We start from the raw sequence: 16,195 nt of genomic DNA, 5'->3' as shown, positions 1-16,195 counted from the left end.
GAATCGCGGACGGGTGCCGTCGATCTACCGTTCTCGGCGGAGACGCACCGCTTCCCGCCCCAGCCCCAGGGCGGCGACGGGCGTCAAGGACGGCCGGAGGATGTCGTGAGCATCGCGTACCGCCCGGAGGACACGCCCGACGGGCGACCCGCGCCCACCCGCCGCGAGCGCCTGTTCCGGTTGCAGGCCGAGATCGACGACCTGGAGTCGGCCGGGCTCACCTGGCGGGCCGCGGCCTGCCGCGCCGAGCGCGACCGGCTCGCCGCGCGGTACGCCGCCGCCATCCGCCAGGGCGCCGACCCGGCGGGATGACGCTCCTTCGCGAATGCCAGGGTCATTCCTGTAGATGTATCGCCGGTGCGATGGCTTCCCGGGCTTCAGGCTGGCAGGTGCGGGCGTTAGAGTGGACGCTTGTGACGACGTTCCGCATCAGTGAGGCCGCGGCGCTGCTCGGGGTCAGCTCCGACACCGTGCGCCGGTGGGTCGACGCGGGCCGGCTGAGTGCCGAGCGCGACGAGCACGGCCACCGGCGCATCCGCGGCGCCGACCTGGCCGCTTTCGCCCGCGCGCAGGTCGGGGAGAGCGGCGACGGCGGCCGGTCCTCGGCGCGCAACCGCTTCAGGGGCATCGTCACCGAGGTGCTCCGCGACGCCGTGATGGCCCAGGTGGAGATCGCCGCCGGGCCGTTCCGAGTGGTGTCGCTGATGAGCAGACAGGCCGCCGACGAGCTGGGCCTGGAGGCGGGGGTCGTGGCGGTCGCCGTGATCAAGTCCACCAACGTCGTCGTGGAGATCCCCGGACACGAGCGCGTGGCCGGCCAGGTGTGAGGAGCCCCCTTGGTGATCAGGCGTCTTTCCCGATGGGCGATCGCCCTGCCCGTCGCGCTCGCCCTGGCGGGCCTGTCCGGCTGCGGGTCCGGCGGGGCGGGCACGCCGCCGGCGGCCGGCTCGTCCTCCGGTGCGGGGGCGAAGGAGGTGACGGTGTTCGCGGCGGCCTCGCTGACCGGCACGTTCACCGAGCTCGGCAAGGTCTTCGAGGCTGCGCATCCGGGCACGACGGTGAGGTTCAACTTCGGCTCCAGCGCCACGCTGGCCCAGCAGATCACCCAGGGGGCGCCGGCGGACGTGTTCGCCGCGGCCAGCCCGGCCACGATGAAGACGGTGACGGACGCGTCGCTGGCCGCCGCCCCGGCCACGTTCGTGCGCAACAAGCTGCAGATCGCCGTCCCCAAGGACAACCCGGCCAGGGTGGACGCGCTGAAGGACCTCGCCGACCCCAAGGTGAAGGTGGCGCTGTGCGCCGAGCAGGTGCCGTGCGGGGCGGCGGCGGCCAAGGCGCTCGGCGCGGCCGGCCTGAAGGTCACCCCGGTCACCCTGGAGCAGGACGTCAAGGCCACGCTGACCAAGGTCGAGCTCGGCGAGGTGGACGTCGCGCTCGTCTACCGGACCGACGTGATCGCCGCCGGCGGGAAGGTGCGGGGGATCGCGTTCCCCGAGGCCGACCAGGCGATCAACGACTACCCGATCGCCGCCTTGACCAGGGCCCCGGCCGGTGACCTCGCCCGGCAGTTCGTGGACCTGGTGCTGTCGCAGCAGGGCGAGGACGTCCTCACCAAGGCCGGCTTCGAGGCGGCCTGACCGGCATGAGCCCTCCCGCCCCAGAACACCTCGACTCGGCCGAGCCCCGCGCCGCGGCCTCACCGAGCCCCTGCGCCGCCTCACCGAGCGCCCGCGCCGCCTCACCGGGCGCCCGGGCGCGCGGCGCGCGGTCGCGGGCGGCTGCCGTGGATGCTGGTCGTGCCCGCGCTGGCGGGGCTGGTGTTCCTGACGCTGCCGCTCGCGGGGCTGCTCGTCCGCGCGCCATGGTCCACGCTGCCGCAGCGGCTCGCCGAGCCGCACGTCCTGGAGGCGCTGCGGCTGTCACTGATCACCGCCACCGTCGCCACCGCCGTCTGCCTGCTGCTCGGCGTGCCGCTGGCCTGGCTGCTGGCCCGCACCGAGTTCCCCGGGCGGCGGCTGGTGCGGGCCCTGGTCACGGTGCCGCTCGTGCTGCCGCCCGTGGTCGGCGGCGTCGCCCTGCTGCTCGTGCTCGGACGGCGGGGGCTCGTCGGGCAGTGGCTGGAGGGCGCGTTCGGGATCACGCTGCCGTTCACCACGGCCGGAGTCGTCGTCGCCGAGGCGTTCGTGGCGATGCCGTTCCTCGTCATCAGCGTCGAAGGCGCGCTGCGCGGCGCCGACCGGCGCTACGAGGAGGCCGCCGCCACCCTCGGGGCCTCGCGGTGGACGGTGTTCCGGCGAGTGACGCTGCCCATGGTGATGCCCGGCGTCGTGGCCGGGCGGTGCTGTGCTGGGCGCGGGCGCTGGGCGAGTTCGGGGCGACGATCACGTTCGCGGGCAACTTCCCCGGCACCACCCGGACCATGCCGCTGGCCGTCTACCTGGCCCTGGAGACCGAGCCGGAGGCGGCCATCGTGCTCAGCCTGGTGCTGCTGGCCGTGTCGGTGGTCATCCTGGCCAGCCTGCGCGACCGCTGGGTGAGCGCACCATGACGGCCGGCGTTCCACCGGAGGAACCGCGCGATGACGACCGCCGTCCGGCGGAGGAGCCGCGTGATGACGACCGCCGTCCGGCGGAGGGACCGCGAGATGGCGATCGCCGTCCGGCGGAGGGACCGGGTCATGGCGATCGCCGTCCGGCGGAGGAGCCGCGCCAGGAGGATCAGGGCATGAGCCTGGACGCGCGGCTGGTGGTCACCAGGCCCGCCTTCACCCTCGACCTCACCCTCGGCGTACGGGCGGGCGAGGTGGTGGCGCTGCTCGGCCCGAACGGCGCGGGCAAGACCACCGCCCTGCGCGCCCTCGCCGGGCTCACCCCCCTGTCGGGAGGGCACATCACGCTGCGCGGCAGGCCGCTGCACCCGCTGCCCGCCGAGAGCCGCCCCATCGGCATGGTGTTCCAGGACTACCTGCTCTTCCCGCACCTGACCGTGCTGGAGAACGTCGCCTTCGGCCCGCGCTGCCAGGGCGTCCCCAAGGCCGAGGCCCGCCGCACCGCCGCCGAGCTGCTGGACCGCGTCGGCCTGGCCGAGCGCGCCGCCGCCAGGCCCCGGCAGCTGTCCGGCGGGCAGGCGCAGCGGGTCGCGCTCGCCCGCGCGCTCGCCGTACGGCCCGAGCTGCTGCTGCTGGACGAGCCGCTGGCCGCCCTCGACGCCCACACCCGGCTGCGAATCCGCTCCCAGCTCCGCCGCCACCTCGCCGACTTCGACGGCGCCACCGTCCTGGTCACCCACGACCCGCTCGACGCCATGGTGCTGGCCGACCGGCTGGTGGTCATCGAGCACGGCGCCGTCGTCCAGCAGGGCCCGCCGGCCGAGGTCGCCCGCCGCCCCCGCACCGACTACGTCGCCCGCCTCGTCGGCCTCAACCTCCACCGCGGCACGGCCGACGGGGCCGGGGTCAAGGTCGGCGAGCTGCTGCTGCACACCTCCGAGCACCTCACGGGGCCCGCGTTCGTCGCCTTCCCGCCCGCCGCCGTCGCCCTCTACCGCACCCGCCCCGACGGCAGCCCCCGCAACCTGTGGCAGGCCCGCATCGAGGGCATCGAACGGCACGGCGACAACGTCCGCGTCCACCTCGACGGCCCCGTCGCCGTCTTCGCCGACATCACCCCGGCCGCCCTGGCCGACCTCGACCTGACCGCCGGCCAGCACATCTGGGCGTCGGTCAAGGCCACCGAGACGCACGCCTATCCGGCATGAACACGCCGGGCCCGCCCTCTCACCCGGGAAGGGGCGCCGGTCAGTCCAGGCGCAGGGAGCGGATCAGGCCGACGCGGGCGGTCAGCCGCGCCACCGGCGTCCACGGCCGGCGGGTCGTCGCCGGGACGGGCGGCACCGCCGCCGCGCCGGTGCGGCCCGAGCGGGCCGCCGCGATCTCACTAGGGTCTTGAGCCATGCTCGATCATCTCGTGTACGCCACGCCCGCCCTCCTCGACACCGTCGCCGCGCTGGAGCGAGCGCTCGGTGTGCGGCCTGCCGAGGGTGGCCGGCATCTGGGGCTCGGCACCCGTAACTACCTGCTCGGCCTCGGCGGCCGGCGCTATCTGGAGATCGTCGGGCCGGATCCGGAGCAGCCGGAGCCGGATGGGCCGCGGTGGTTCTCGGTCGACGAGCTGGACGGGCCGCGGCTGGTCAACTGGTGCGTGCGGCCCGCCGACCTGGACGGCACCCTCGCCGAGGCGCGGCGGCACGGCCTCGACCTGGGGGAGCCGCGGCCGATGTCGCGCCGGACGGTGGACGGTGAGCTGCTGGAGTGGCGGCTGACCATGCCGGGGCGCGACCCGCTGACGCCGTTCCTCATCGACTGGGGCGCCACCGTGCATCCCGCCGAGCGCGGCCTGCCCGAGGTGCCGCTGCTCTCCCTGACCGGGCGGCATCCCGACCCGGAGCGGGCACGCGCCCGCCTGCGCGCGCTCGGGATGAAGCCGGACGCCGAGCGCGGGGCGGAGCTGGGCGTCGAGCGAGGGGTGGAGCCGGACGCCGGGGGAGGGGTGGAGCTGGGCGTCGAGCGCGGCGTGGAGCTGGAGGTCGAGCGGGGGGATGTGCCCGCTCTCGTGGCCCGCCTCGCCGGAGGCGTCGTCCTCACCTGACAGCCTTCCGCCTCTTACCGCCGCCGTCTGCCTCCACCGGTCCCGGCGGGCCGCGGAATACGGAGAGTAAAGTTTCCGCGGATGGGCAGACAATTGGTGCGCGTGTCGTCTGACGATTTTTCGCGAACTGCCAGTCAATGACGCATTTCCCCTTTTTTGTGACTCTCGGATGAGGTCCGATTCTTCTGGAGGAGCAATGCGTCATCGTCTCGTGTCCGCGGTTTTGGCGGTCCTGATCTCCTTCGGCCTCGCGGCGGGTGACCGGGGCTCGCGGGGCCGGCACGACGTCGGCGATCTCTGGACGACGGAGTCGGGGGGGCGGGTACGACCGCACCTCTCGACGAGGGCGTGCTGGCCGATTCGGCAGGACGATCCGGAAATGTGCCGGATCGAGGTGATTCGATCGCGAAGAACCGCATCCCCCTCGCCGGCACGGCCGAAGCTCGGCGCCACCTGCTCCGTTCACGCGTCATGGACCACATCCACAGACGGCTCGGCGATCCGCGCCTGTCCCCGCGCAGCATCGCCGCCGCACACCGGATCTCCGTGAGCCACCTGCACGAGCTGTTCGCCGGGCACGACATGACGATCTCGGCCTGGATCCCGCACCTGCGCCTGGAGCGATGCCGTCTGGACCTGGCCGGCCCTCGTCTGCGTCCCTACCCGGTGCGGGCCATCGCCGCCCGGTGGGACTTCTCCGACGCGGCGCACTTCAGCCGCGTCTTCCGCGCCGCGTACGGCGCGCTTCCGGGCCGCTACCGTCGTCGTGCTCCCGATCGGGCAGCGTCCAGGTGATCGTCGAAGACGTTCTCGCTCAGCGGTTCGGCCTCACTTCGCGATCCTTGCCCGATCGGGCGCGCGGCGGCTGGTTGTAGACGCATTTTCACCGTGCTTTGGAACGCGAATGAACCTTTTCTCGTCCGACCATTCTTCCGGGTGATTGCTCGTCACGGACATTCGATTCCAGGCTGCGCCATGCAGGTTGCCGATATCGACACCGAAGATCTTCCCCCGGGCGACCGGCATTTCGGGGCCACCACCCCGGGTGGTGACGCAGGGTGACGTCCAAGTAGGGGTGGTGCGGCACCCCTCGATACTCCAGGGCCGCGCTCGTTCGAGCAGCCTTTCGGCCCTTCCGTATCCCCCTTACGCACCGGCCGTCGATCGGCTCGCTGCCCGCAACGCAAGGCAGATTCGAGTCGGGTCCCGTACGCAAGAGGTGTTGCTTGGTCGAGCCGAAAGAAGGGCCTGCATGAACGACGTGAGAGTACCGGCGCTCGCCGGCGCACCCCCGGACGGCGGGGCGCGATGAGCACCGCTGACAGAGCCATCACCCTGCGCGCGATGCCTCGCTGGTACCTGACCTTGTTCACCAGCGACGCGCTCGAGCGTTTCGGGTTCTACGGCCTGCAGGCCATCCTCGTGCTGTACGCCGCCGCCCCCGCCTCCCGCGGCGGTCTCGGCCTGCCGGTCACCGACGCCGCGACGCTGTTCGGCGCCTGGATCGGTTTCATGTTCATGTTGTCGATCGCGGGCGGCTGGCTCGGCGACCGCGTGCTCGGCAACCGGCGGGCGCTGCTGGCCGGCTGCGTGGCCGGCATGGCCGGGTATCTGTGCCTGGCGGTGCCGGCCGGCTGGGGCGCGGCGGTGGGGCTGCCGCTGGTGGCGGTCGGTGGCGCGGTGTACAAGCCGAACCACCAGGCCATGATCAACCTGATGTTCGGCGGCAGCCGGGGCCGTGAGGCCGGCATCTCGCTCATGTACGTCGCCACCCAGGTCTCCGCGCTGGCCGCCCCGCTGCTGGTGGGCTACCTGGGCGAGCGGGTGAGCTGGAGCCTGGCGTTCGGGGTGGCCGCGCTGGTCATGCTGACGACGGCGGTGCAGATCAAGGTGAGCGCCGCGCAGTTCGGCGACGTGGGGCAGCGGCCGGTGCGCCCGCTGACGGCCGGTGAGCGCACGTCGGCGGTGCGGCGGACGGGGCTGGCGGCCGGCCTGCTGGCCGCGGTGGTGCTGGGGCTGGGGCTGGCCGGGATGCTGAGCGTGAGCCTGGCGATCGGGCTGGTCGGCGTGTTCAGCGTGATCGTGCCGATCGTCTGCTACGTCGTGGTCTACCGCAACCCGGGCCTGGAGGCCCACCATCGGCGCAGGCTGCGCGCGTTCCTGTTCGTCTTCCTGGGCTCCACGCTCTTCTGGATGATCATCGCGCACGCGGCGTCGCTGCTGAACCTGTTCGCCAGGGACCACGTGGACCGGCACGTGTTCGGCATGGAGATCCCGGCGAGCTGGCTGCAGGCCGCGACGCCGCTGTTCATCCTGCTGCTCGCGCCGCTGATCGCCGTGGGGCTGCCGGCGCTGGCCGGGCGGTACCACGTCCCGGTGAAGCTGGCGATCGGCCTCGTCCTGGTCGGCGGCGGCTTCCTGATCATGTCGCTGACCACGGTGTTCGCCGCGTCGGGCGAGAAGGTGTCGCCGCTGTGGCTGGTGATCGTCTACCTCACCCACGCGTGCGGCGAGGTCATCGTCGCCGCGGTGATCATCTCGGCCGCGGCCGAGGTGCTGCCGCCGGGCTTCATGGGCCGCACGCTCGGCTTGATGTGGCTGTTCGCCGGGCTCGGCGGCGGGCTGGGCAGCGGCGTGGTCCGGCTCGCCGAGGTGGTTCCCGAGCCTCTGTACTACCTCGGGCTCGGCGGCGTGGCGACGGCCTGCGGGCTGGCGTTCGCGCTCGGCCGCCGCGCCCTGGTCAACGGGCTGACGGCCGGCCCCCGTACCGAACAGGCCGAAGTGGACACGCAGGCGGTCAGGGAGGGCAGCCGATGAGCGGATCCGGCATGCCGGTGGTGACGGGCCTCGGGGTCGTCGCGCCGACCGGGATGGGGACCGAGACGCACTGGGAGGCGACGCTGGCCGGGAAGTCGGGCATCGGCCCGATCACCCGGTTCGACGCGAGCGGCTACCCGGTGCGGGTGGCCGGGCAGGTGCCCGGTTTCGTGGCGGGGGAGCAGCTGCCCAGCCGCCTGATCCGGGAGACCGACCACTGGACGCACATGGGGCTGGCGGCGGCCGAGGCCGCGCTGGCGGACGCCGGCGTGGTGCCCGCCGAGCTGCCCGAGTACGAGATGGCCGTGGTGACCTCCAGCTCCTCGGGCGGCACCGAGTTCGGCCAGCACGAGATGGAGCGGCTCTACCTCAACGGCCCGTCGTGGGTGGGCGCCTACCAGTCGATCGCCTGGTTCTACGCGGCGACGACCGGCCAGGTGTCGATCCGGCACGGCATGCGCGGCCCGTGCGGGGTCATCTGCTGCGAGCAGGCCGGCGGCCTCGACGCGGTCGGGCAGGCGCGACGGCTGGTCAGGCGCGGCTCCCGCGTCGTGGTGACCGGCGGCACCGACGCCTCGCTGTGCCCGTACGGGCTGGTCGCGCAGCTGTCCAGCGGCAAGCTGTCCGGCGTGGACGACCCCGAGCGGGCGTACCTGCCGTTCGACGCGGCGGCCACCGGCTACGTGCCGGGCGAGGGCGGCGCCATGCTGATCGTGGAGGACGCCGCCAGCGCCCGGGAGCGCGGCGCCACCGTCTACGGCCGGGTCGCCGGGTACGCGGCGGGCTTCGACCCGGCGCCCGGCTCGGACCGGCCGCCCGCGCTGCGCCGCACGATCGAGCGCGCCCTGGCCGACGCGGAGGTCGGCCCGCCGGAGGTGGACGCCGTCTTCGCGGACGCCTCCGGCAACCCCGGCGACGACCTGGCCGAGGCGCGCGCCATCACGCAGGTGTTCGGCCCCCGCGGCGTCCCGGTCACCGCGCCGAAGACGCTGACCGGGCGCCTGTACGGCGGCGGCGCCGCCCTCGACGTCGCGACGGCGCTGCTGGCGCTGCGTGACGACGTCATCCCGGCCACGGCGGGCCCGGCCAGGCTCGCCCCCGGCTGCGACATCGACCTGGTCCTCGGCCAGCCCAGGGACGGCGAGCTGCGGACCGTGCTGGTCCTGGCCCGCGGGTACGGCGGGTTCAACGCCGCACTCGTCCTCAAGAAGTGACCCTCAACCAGTGCATCTCCAGGAAGGAAGTACCGCGATGGATCTCGGCTTGAGCGGCAGGCGGGCGCTCGTCACGGGCGGCACCCGCGGCGTGGGCCGCGGCCTCGTCCTCGCGCTCGCGAAGGCGGGCGTCGACGTGATCACCAACTACCGGCAGGAGGGCGAGCACGTCGTCTCGCTGGAGCACGAGCTCAAGCAGCTCGGCGGCCGGCACGCCGTGCTGCGCGCCGACCTCACCGACCCGCAGCAGATCGCCGGCCTGCTGGAGCAGTGCCGCGACCGCTTCGACGGCCGGCTGGACCTGGTGGTGAACAACGCCGCCGCGATCAGCCACATCCCGTACGCCAAGCTGGACCTGGCGGAGTGGCAGCGCATCGTCGACACCAACCTGACGGCCGTGCACCTGGTGACGCAGTACGCGCTGCCGCTGCTGGGGGAGGGCTCCTCGGTCATCGGCATCAGCTCGAAGTCGATCGAGGTCGGCATCCCGACGCGCGCCCACTACACCGCCACGAAGGCCGCGCTGCACGGGCTGTTCCGCACGCTGGCCAGGGAGTTCGGGCCGAAGGGCATCCGGTTCAACGTGCTGGCCCTCGGCATGATCTACACCGAGGCGTTCGACGCGATGCCGCAGGAGCAGCGCGAGCAGATGGTCGAGCGCTACTCCGGCAAGACGTGCCTGGGCCGGCTCGGCACCCCCGACGAGGTCGCGGGCGCCGTGCTGTGGCTGGGCAGCGACCTGTCGCGGTACGTGACCGGCTCCGTCGTGGCCGTGGACGGGGGGATCTCATGAGCGTGTTCCGCGTGATGTTGCGTCTGCAGATCAAGCCGGGCATGGAGAGCGAGTTCGAGCGCGTGTGGCTGGAGGTGGGTGACTCGGTCACCACGCACCCGGCCAACCTCGGCCAGTGGCTCGCCCGCGACGGCGAGGAAGAGGGCATCTACTTCATCATGAGCGACTGGGTCGACGAGCCGCGCTTCCGCGAGTTCGAGACCAGCGAGCGGCACCTGGAGCACCGCCAGAAGCTGCACCCCTACCGCTCCGGCGGCTCGATGAGCACGATGCACATCGTCGCCCACCTGCCCGGGGCCGGCGCCGCGCCGGGGGAGGCCGCCACGCACCAGGCGTGGGAGGCGGCTCGATGACCGACGCCGGCGTGCGGGTGCTGCTCTACCACACCGCCACCGACGTCGCCGCCATCGAGAAGGCCTACCACGAGGCCAGCAACCGGCTGGCCGGCGTGCCCGGCCTGCTGTCGAACGAGCTGCTGCGCTCGGTCATGGACGGCGAGGACTTCGTGGTGGTGAGCATGTGGCGCAGCCTGGCGGACTTCCAGGAGTGGGAGCAGGGGCCGGAGCACAAGTGGCAGACGGCGCCGCTGCGCCCGTTCCGCGACAGCCGGATGAGCCGGCCGTTCGCGGTCTATCAGGTAACAGCGTCCTACTAGCCAGGAGATCGGCCGTGAAATCCGTTCCGAAGGGGACCATGAAGACGACGATGGATCTGACGGACTGGCTGTCCTGCTCGGGGTGCGGGATGCTGGTCTACCGCAAGCGGTTCGACCGCCTGTCGATGGTGTGCCCCGACTGCGGCAAGCACGGGCAGCTCACCGCGGAGCAGCGGCTGGAGCGGCTGCTCGACGCGGGCTCGGGCACGCCGGTCGAGCCGGGCCCGTCGGTGCACGACCCGCTCGCGTTCGAGGACCTCGTCCCGTACACCGACCGGCTGGACGCGGCGCGGTCCCGCACCGGGATGGACTGCGCGGTACGGGTGGTGCGCGGCACCGTGCGCGGCCGCGGCGTGGTGCTGGCGGTCATGGACTTCCGCTACCTCGGCGGCAGCATGGGCGCCGCCGAGGGCGAGGCGATCGTGACCGCGGCGGAGGAGGCGCTCAAGCACCGGCTGCCGCTGGTGGTCGTCACCGCGTCGGGCGGCGCCCGCATGCAGGAGGGCGCCTTCTCCCTGCTGCAGATGGCCAGGACGAGCAACGCGATGGCAGCCCTCGACGAGGCGGGCCTGCTGACGATCACCCTGGTGACCGACCCGACCTACGGCGGGGTGGCCGCGTCGTTCTCGACGCTCTCGGACGTGATCCTCGCCGAGCCCGCCGCCAGGATGGGGTTCGCGGGGCCGCGGGTGATCGAGCAGACGATCCGGCAGAAGCTGCCGGAGGGTTTCCAGACCGCGGAGTTCCTGCTCGACCACGGCCTGCTCGACGGGGTCGTGCCGCGCGGCGAGCTGCCGCAGGTGCTGGAGTCGCTGCTGGCGCTGGGCTCGCCGCCGGACCCGGAGTGGGCCCCGGAGGTGACGGACCCGGTGATCCGCGAGCCGGAGCTGCTGTCGCGGCGGCCGGTGGAGCAGGTGGTGGGGCTCGCCCGCGACCTGGGCCGGCCGACCGCGCTCGACCACGTCGCCGCCTGGGGCTCGGAGTTCGTCGAGCTGCGCGGCGACCGCGCCGGCGCGGACTGCCCCGCCGTGGTGGGCGGGCTGGCCGAGCTGGAGGGCCTGCCGGTGATGCTCATCGGCCACCAGAAGGGCCACACCACCCAGGAGCTGGTACGCCGCGACTTCGGTATGCCGTCGCCGGCCGGTTACCGCAAGGCGGTCCGCCTCATGCGGCTGGCCGCGAAGCTGCGGGTGCCGGTGGTCACGCTCGTCGACACGCCGGGCGCGCACCCGGGGCTGGAGGCGGAGCGGCACGGCCAGGCGCACGCGATCGCCGAGTGCCTGCGCGTGATGGGCTCGCTCGACGTGCCCGTGGTCAGCGTGATCACGGGTGAGGGCGGCAGCGGCGGCGCGCTGGCGCTGGCGGTGGCCGACCGGCTGCTGCTGTGCGAGAACGCGATCTTCTCCGTGATCAGCCCCGAGGGCTGCGCGGCGATCCTGTGGCGCAGCGGCGAGGCCGCGCCCGCCGCGGCCGCCGCGCTCGGCGTCGACGCCGGCACGCTGCTGTCGAACGGCATCGTGGACGGCGTCGTGCCGGAGCCGGCGGGCGGCGCGCACCGCGACCCGGCGGTGGCCAGCGAGCTGGTGCGCGACGCGGTGGTGTGCGCGCTGCGGGAGCTGCGCGAGCAGGACGGTGCCGCGCTGCGGGAGGCCCGGCGGCGGCGGCTTCGCTGGTTCGGCACGTACAGGGAAAGGGTGGCGGTATGACGGACGCGCGGCAACCGAGCGCGTGGGACGGTGCCCGCCAGCCGGGCGCCACGTTGGACGGTGCCCGGCAAGCGGGCACGCGGGACGACGCCCGGCGACCGGCCGCCTGGGACGGCGCGCCGCAGCCGGGCCCGTGGGACGGCGCGCTGGCCGAGCTGGGCGTGCGGGACGCGGTGGCGATCCTCTGCCAGGGGCTGGCCGAGGCGGTGCACGCCTCGCCGCGCTCGCCGAGTAGGGCGTGCGTGCGGCTGGGCGGCGCGAGCATCGAGGTCGAGTGGTCGCCCGTGGTGGCGGGGGAGCCTGCTCCCGAGCCGCCCGCCGAGCAGCCCGACGAGGAGCCGCCCGGCCACGTGGTGCGCGCCGAGCTGGTCGGCACCTTCTACCGGCAGCCGGAGCCGGGCGCGAAGCCGTTCGTGGAGGTCGGCGACCTCGTCGAGGCGAACCAGCAGGTGGCCATCGTCGAGGCGATGAAGCTGATGAACCCGGTGCTCGCCGACGTGGGCGGCCGGGTGGCGCGGATCCTGGTCGGCGACGCGGAGGGCGTCGAGTACGACCAGCCGCTGATCGTGATCGAGCCGGGCACAGAGCCGGACGCAGGCGCATGAGCGGCAACCCGGACCGGCCGTTCGACACCGTGCTGGTCGCCAACCGCGGCGAGATCGCGCTGCGGATCGTGCGCACCTGCCGGGAGATGGGCATCAGGACCGTCGTCGTCCACTCCGCGGTGGACGGCGACTCCGCCGCCGTGCGCGCCGCGGACGTCGCGACGCGCATCGGCCCCGGCCCGGCCAAGCGCTCCTACCTCTACCCGCCGGCGATCATCGAGGCGGCGCTGCGCACCGGGCGCAGGCCGTGCACCCGGGGTACGGGTTCCTGTCGGAGGACCCCGACTTCGCGGAGATCTGCGCGGCCAACGGCCTGGTCTTCGTCGGCGCCCGGCCGGAGGTCATGGCCAGGCTCGGCGACAAGGCGCTGGCCAGGAGCATCATGGCCGACGCCGGCCTGCCGGTGCTGGAGGGCACGCCCGAGCCGGTGGGCAACGCCGCCGACGTGCTGGCCGCCGGGCACCGGATCGGCTTCCCGCTGATCATCAAGGCGGCGGCGGGCGGCGGCGGGCGCGGCATGTCGGTGGTGCGCCGCATGGAGGACCTGGCGGCCACCTTCCGCGCCACCAGCGCCGCCGCGCGGGCGGTGTTCGGCGACGGCCGGGTGTACCTGGAGCGGTTCATGGAGCGGGCCAAGCACGTCGAGGTGCAGGTGCTCGCCGACGAGCACGGCACGGTGGTGGCCCTGGGCAACCGGGACTGCTCCGTGCAGCGGCGCCACCAGAAGCTGATCGAGGAGACGCCCGCGCCCGGCGTGTCGCCGGGGCTGGCCGACCGGCTCGCCGAGGCGGCGGTCGCCGGCGCCAAGGCGGCCGGCTTCACCGGCGCCGGCACGTTCGAGTTCCTGGTGAGCGGCGAGGAGTTCGCCTTCATCGAGGTGAACTCGCGCATCCAGGTGGAGCACCCCGTCACGGAAGCCGTGACCGGGATCGACCTCGTGCGCGAGCAGCTGTGCGTCGCCGCGGGCCGGCCGCTGTCCTTCCGCCAGGAGGACGTGCGGCCGCGCGGCGTGGCCGTGGAGTGCCGGATCAACGCCGAGGACCCGCAGCGCGACTTCGCGCCGTGCGCGGGCGAGCTGACCGAGTTCGTGCCGCCCGGCGGCCCGTTCCTGCGCGTGGACACCCACGCCTACGCGGGCTACCGGGTGCCGCCCGACTACGACTCGCTGCTGGCCAAGGTGATCGCCTGGGCGCCGGACCGCGAGCAGGCCATCGCCAGGATGGAGCGGGCGCTGGCGGAGTTCCGCATCGACGGGCGCGGCATCCGTACGACGAAGGAGCTGCTGCGCTCGGTGCTGGCCGAGCCGGCCTTCCGCGAGGGCACGCACACCACGTCCCTGCTGGCGAAGTGACGGCACAGTGAAGGGGTGCCGCCGGTGGCGGCACCCCTTCTTACTGTTTCCTTCAGGAGGAGACCGGCGCCCGCTCGGGCTGCGCGCCCAGCTCGCTCACGCACGCGTCGCCGATCGCGGCGCACGTCGCCGGTACGGTCGCGGGCACGGTCTGGTAGACCGGGCTGAGGAGCTCGTCGGGCTCGTCGGCGGGCAGCCGCCGCCCGGCCGCCCGCACGCTGGGCAGGAAGCGGTACTGCAGCAGGTCGTCCCCTTCGCCCGGCTCGGCCGTCATGAGCTGGAACTCCACGAGCTCGTCGAGCAGCGCCTCGGTCTGCACCTCGGAGATGCGCAGCAGCCGCGCGGCCCGTCGCGGGGTGAACGCGTCGACCTCGAAGCGGGTGAGCACGCGGAAGGCGGACTGCACGGCCGGCGACGTGAGCCGGTAGCTGCGCTCCACCCTGGAGTAGAGCACGAGGTCCTGGTTGCCGCCGTTGCCGGGGCCCGCCGTCTCCCCGCGCAGCCCCTTGACCAGCTTGCTGATCGGCCAGTGCGGCCGCAGCTGGAGCCGCGCCGCGGCCGCCTGGAGGGCGGCCGGCAGGCCGTCGCACAGGCGGACCAGCTCGCGGGCGGCCGCCTCGTCCTGGGAGATGCGGTGCTTGCCCAGCACGTTGGTGAGCAGCCGCAGCCCCTCTTCGGCGGTCAGCGGGCCCACCTCGACGGTGGCCGTGATCTCGGGTGCGTAGAGCTGCCTGCGGGCGGTGACCAGGACCGCGCAGTCGGGGCTGGCCGGCACCAGCGGCAGGAGCTGGTCGGTGCGCACGACGTCGTCGAGCGTGACCAGCACCCGCCGGTCGGCGGTCCAGGTGCGGAAGAGGCGGCAGCGCTCGCTGCGCGTCGCCGGGATGCGGTCCTCGGGAACGTCGAGGGCGCGCAGGAACTCGGCGAGCACGTCGCGCGGGTCGGCCGGGCGGCCCTGGGCGTCCACCAGGCGCGCGTAGAGCTGGGCATCGGTGTACGGGCCGTTGGCGCGGTGCCCGACCTGCTTGCACAGGGCGGACTTGCCCGACCCGGGCGGGCCGGTGATGACGACGACCGGCGGCGCGTGGTGCTGGCGCGCCGACAGGGCCGAGAGCAGCGCGGCGACCTGAGGTTGCCGGCCCACGAGCGCGGTGCCCTCCGGGGGGAGCTGGCGCGGCGGGCGGGTGCGGCTGATCCGCACGGGGGTGCGCTGGCGCGGCAGGGCGAGGCTCTCGTCGGCGGCCAGCACGGCGCGGTGCAGTTGTTCCAGATCGTTGGACGGGTCGAGACCGAGCTCCCTGGCCAGGGCGCTGCGGGTGCGCTGGTAGACCTTGAGCGCCTCCGAGCGGCGGCCGGCGCGGTGCAGCGCCAGCATCAGCTTGGCCTGGAACCCTTCGTGAGTGGGCTGCTCGGCGGCCAGACGGGTGAGCTCGCCGAGCAGCTCATGATGTCGGCCCAGGTGCAGGTCCGCCTCGATGCGGCGTTCGAGGGCGTTCTTGTACATCTCCTCCAGCCGCAGGCCCTCGGCGCGCAGCACGGGGCCGTGGCCGACGTCGACCAGCGCGGGCCCCGCCACAGGCGCAGGGCGTGGGAGAGGGTCTCGGCGGCGGCGTTCATGTCGCCGGCCTCCAGCTCCCGCCTGCCCTGGTCTGACAGCCGCTCGAACCGCATGGTGTCGAGCATGTCGGAGTCGAGGATGAGCGCGTACCCGTAAGGAGAGGTGCGCAGGGCGGCGTCCGCGGGGGTGTCGCCGGCGCCCGCCATGTGGGGCGGGGTGCCCAGGCGCAGCAGTTTCCTTAATTGGTAGATGTAGGTCTGCAGAGTGGTGGTGACGCTCGCCGGGGGGTTGTCCTCCCAAAGCTCCTCGATGATTTTGTCGGTTCTGACGACAATGCTCGACTGGACGGCCAGCAAACTGAGCACGGTGCGCAGTTTGGGAGCCGACGGCGTCAGTACGACGCCGTGCCGGAGCACTTCCATCGGACCGAGCAGATTGATTTCCACCACACGCACCGTCCCCTGCATCCATTGGCTCTGCGTCACTGATGACGCACGCCACGCGTCTGCCTGCCCGAGAACGTGGGAACCCGCGAGGACGAGAGTTGCCCCCGTCGTCCTGCGGCCACGTTGGACGATCTCTTTCCTAGATGAACTTAGCAGACGCGGGTGGTTGGATCTTGAAAATGACTCGAAGATCACTGAGCCCACGGATTATGACGGATGCTTGACTAACAGTATGACTCACCCCGAGTAATGCGCCTCGGGGAAAACCCTGAATCAATCCCTTAATTGACTGGGGCTTGACTAAGGGTCAAATCTTCCATCAGGAAGTAAGCCTTACTGATCAATGCCCCGACTGGCCTGGGAAAACGAAGATCCCGGCGCCGGAAGGGGTCCTGAGACGGGTC

Annotated in this window: 16 protein-coding genes and 2 pseudogenes; 16 read left to right on the top strand and 2 right to left on the bottom strand. The window is 73.2% G+C overall.

Annotated elements, in window-relative coordinates:
* Positions 1-105 precede the first annotated feature (105 nt).
* The 5 genes and pseudogenes from KIS93_RS11980 to KIS93_RS11960 all read left to right on the top strand — a co-directional run bounded on the left by KIS93_RS11980 (position 106) and on the right by KIS93_RS11960 (position 3,756).
* Positions 106-312 carry a hypothetical protein gene (locus tag KIS93_RS11980; RefSeq protein ID WP_080040129.1) on the top strand — a complete coding sequence of 69 codons (207 nt, stop codon included), beginning with the start codon at positions 106-108 and terminating at the stop codon, positions 310-312.
* A 101-nt stretch (positions 313-413) separates the two neighbouring features.
* Complete coding sequence (locus KIS93_RS11975) at positions 414-827, top strand: TOBE domain-containing protein (RefSeq protein WP_080040128.1); 414 nt, start codon at positions 414-416, stop codon at positions 825-827.
* 12 nt (positions 828-839) lie between these two features.
* Entirely contained in the window at positions 840-1,637 is a 798-nt protein-coding gene (gene modA, locus KIS93_RS11970; protein ID WP_222107411.1) for a molybdate ABC transporter substrate-binding protein, read from the top strand.
* Between the two features lie 150 nt (positions 1,638-1,787).
* A pseudogene (locus tag KIS93_RS11965) lies at positions 1,788-2,548 on the top strand (ABC transporter permease).
* Positions 2,549-2,724: 176 nt separating this feature from the next.
* On the top strand, positions 2,725-3,756 hold the full coding sequence (locus KIS93_RS11960; protein WP_080040125.1) for an ABC transporter ATP-binding protein: 1,032 nt from the start codon (positions 2,725-2,727) through the stop codon (positions 3,754-3,756).
* A gap of 40 nt (positions 3,757-3,796) precedes the next feature.
* Here KIS93_RS11960 and KIS93_RS11955 read toward each other — a convergent pair whose 3' ends face one another.
* Positions 3,797-3,952 carry a hypothetical protein gene (locus KIS93_RS11955; RefSeq protein WP_155127879.1) on the bottom strand — a complete coding sequence of 52 codons (156 nt, stop codon included), beginning with the start codon at positions 3,950-3,952 and terminating at the stop codon, positions 3,797-3,799.
* Here KIS93_RS11955 and KIS93_RS11950 point away from each other — a divergent pair.
* The 11 genes and pseudogenes from KIS93_RS11950 (at position 3,951) to KIS93_RS11905 (ending at position 13,787) form a co-directional block, all read left to right on the top strand.
* Positions 3,951-4,646, top strand: a complete 696-nt coding sequence (locus tag KIS93_RS11950) for a VOC family protein (protein WP_080040124.1) — start codon at positions 3,951-3,953, stop codon at positions 4,644-4,646. The genes KIS93_RS11955 and KIS93_RS11950 overlap by 2 nt on opposite strands.
* Before the next feature lie 471 nt (positions 4,647-5,117).
* Positions 5,118-5,441: a helix-turn-helix domain-containing protein gene (locus KIS93_RS11945; protein ID WP_155127876.1), complete on the top strand. Its 324-nt coding sequence runs from the start codon at positions 5,118-5,120 to the stop codon at positions 5,439-5,441.
* 549 nt (positions 5,442-5,990) lie between these two features.
* Positions 5,991-7,463 (top strand): peptide MFS transporter, encoded by a 1,473-nt coding sequence (locus KIS93_RS11940; RefSeq protein WP_230466299.1) that lies wholly within the window; start codon positions 5,991-5,993, stop codon positions 7,461-7,463.
* Entirely contained in the window at positions 7,460-8,677 is a 1,218-nt protein-coding gene (locus tag KIS93_RS11935) for a ketosynthase chain-length factor (protein ID WP_080040121.1), read from the top strand. Before KIS93_RS11940 ends, KIS93_RS11935 begins: the two co-directional genes overlap by 4 nt.
* Before the next feature lie 37 nt (positions 8,678-8,714).
* Complete coding sequence (locus KIS93_RS11930) at positions 8,715-9,470, top strand: SDR family NAD(P)-dependent oxidoreductase (protein ID WP_080040120.1); 756 nt, start codon at positions 8,715-8,717, stop codon at positions 9,468-9,470.
* Complete coding sequence (locus KIS93_RS11925) at positions 9,467-9,823, top strand: antibiotic biosynthesis monooxygenase family protein (RefSeq protein WP_080040119.1); 357 nt, start codon at positions 9,467-9,469, stop codon at positions 9,821-9,823. Before KIS93_RS11930 ends, KIS93_RS11925 begins: the two co-directional genes overlap by 4 nt.
* Positions 9,820-10,125: an antibiotic biosynthesis monooxygenase family protein gene (locus KIS93_RS11920; protein ID WP_080040118.1), complete on the top strand. Its 306-nt coding sequence runs from the start codon at positions 9,820-9,822 to the stop codon at positions 10,123-10,125. The genes KIS93_RS11925 and KIS93_RS11920 overlap by 4 nt, the downstream gene beginning before the upstream one ends.
* A 14-nt stretch (positions 10,126-10,139) precedes the next feature.
* Complete coding sequence (gene accA, locus KIS93_RS11915; protein ID WP_246005259.1) at positions 10,140-11,831, top strand: acetyl-CoA carboxylase carboxyltransferase subunit alpha/beta; 1,692 nt, start codon at positions 10,140-10,142, stop codon at positions 11,829-11,831.
* Entirely contained in the window at positions 11,828-12,436 is a 609-nt protein-coding gene (locus tag KIS93_RS11910; protein WP_080040117.1) for an acetyl-CoA carboxylase biotin carboxyl carrier protein, read from the top strand. Before accA ends, KIS93_RS11910 begins: the two co-directional genes overlap by 4 nt.
* Positions 12,433-12,722, top strand: a pseudogene (locus KIS93_RS65035) (biotin carboxylase N-terminal domain-containing protein); the annotation flags it as partial. The gene KIS93_RS11910 and the pseudogene KIS93_RS65035, both read left to right, overlap by 4 nt.
* 57 nt (positions 12,723-12,779) lie before the next feature.
* A complete protein-coding gene (locus tag KIS93_RS11905; protein ID WP_420895862.1) occupies positions 12,780-13,787 on the top strand; it encodes an ATP-binding protein in 1,008 nt (335 codons plus the stop codon).
* A 52-nt stretch (positions 13,788-13,839) separates the two neighbouring features.
* Here the strand turns inward: KIS93_RS11905 and KIS93_RS65030 are convergent, their stop codons facing one another.
* A complete protein-coding gene (locus KIS93_RS65030) occupies positions 13,840-15,816 on the bottom strand; it encodes a BTAD domain-containing putative transcriptional regulator (RefSeq protein WP_246005257.1) in 1,977 nt (658 codons plus the stop codon).
* Positions 15,817-16,195 lie beyond the last annotated feature (379 nt).

It is taken from the genome of [Actinomadura] parvosata subsp. kistnae, from assembly GCF_900323885.1.
Taxonomy (GTDB): domain Bacteria; phylum Actinomycetota; class Actinomycetes; order Streptosporangiales; family Streptosporangiaceae; genus Nonomuraea; species Nonomuraea composti.
The sequence above is the reverse complement of the archived record's forward strand: the minus strand, read 5'-3'. Positions and strand labels throughout refer to the sequence as shown.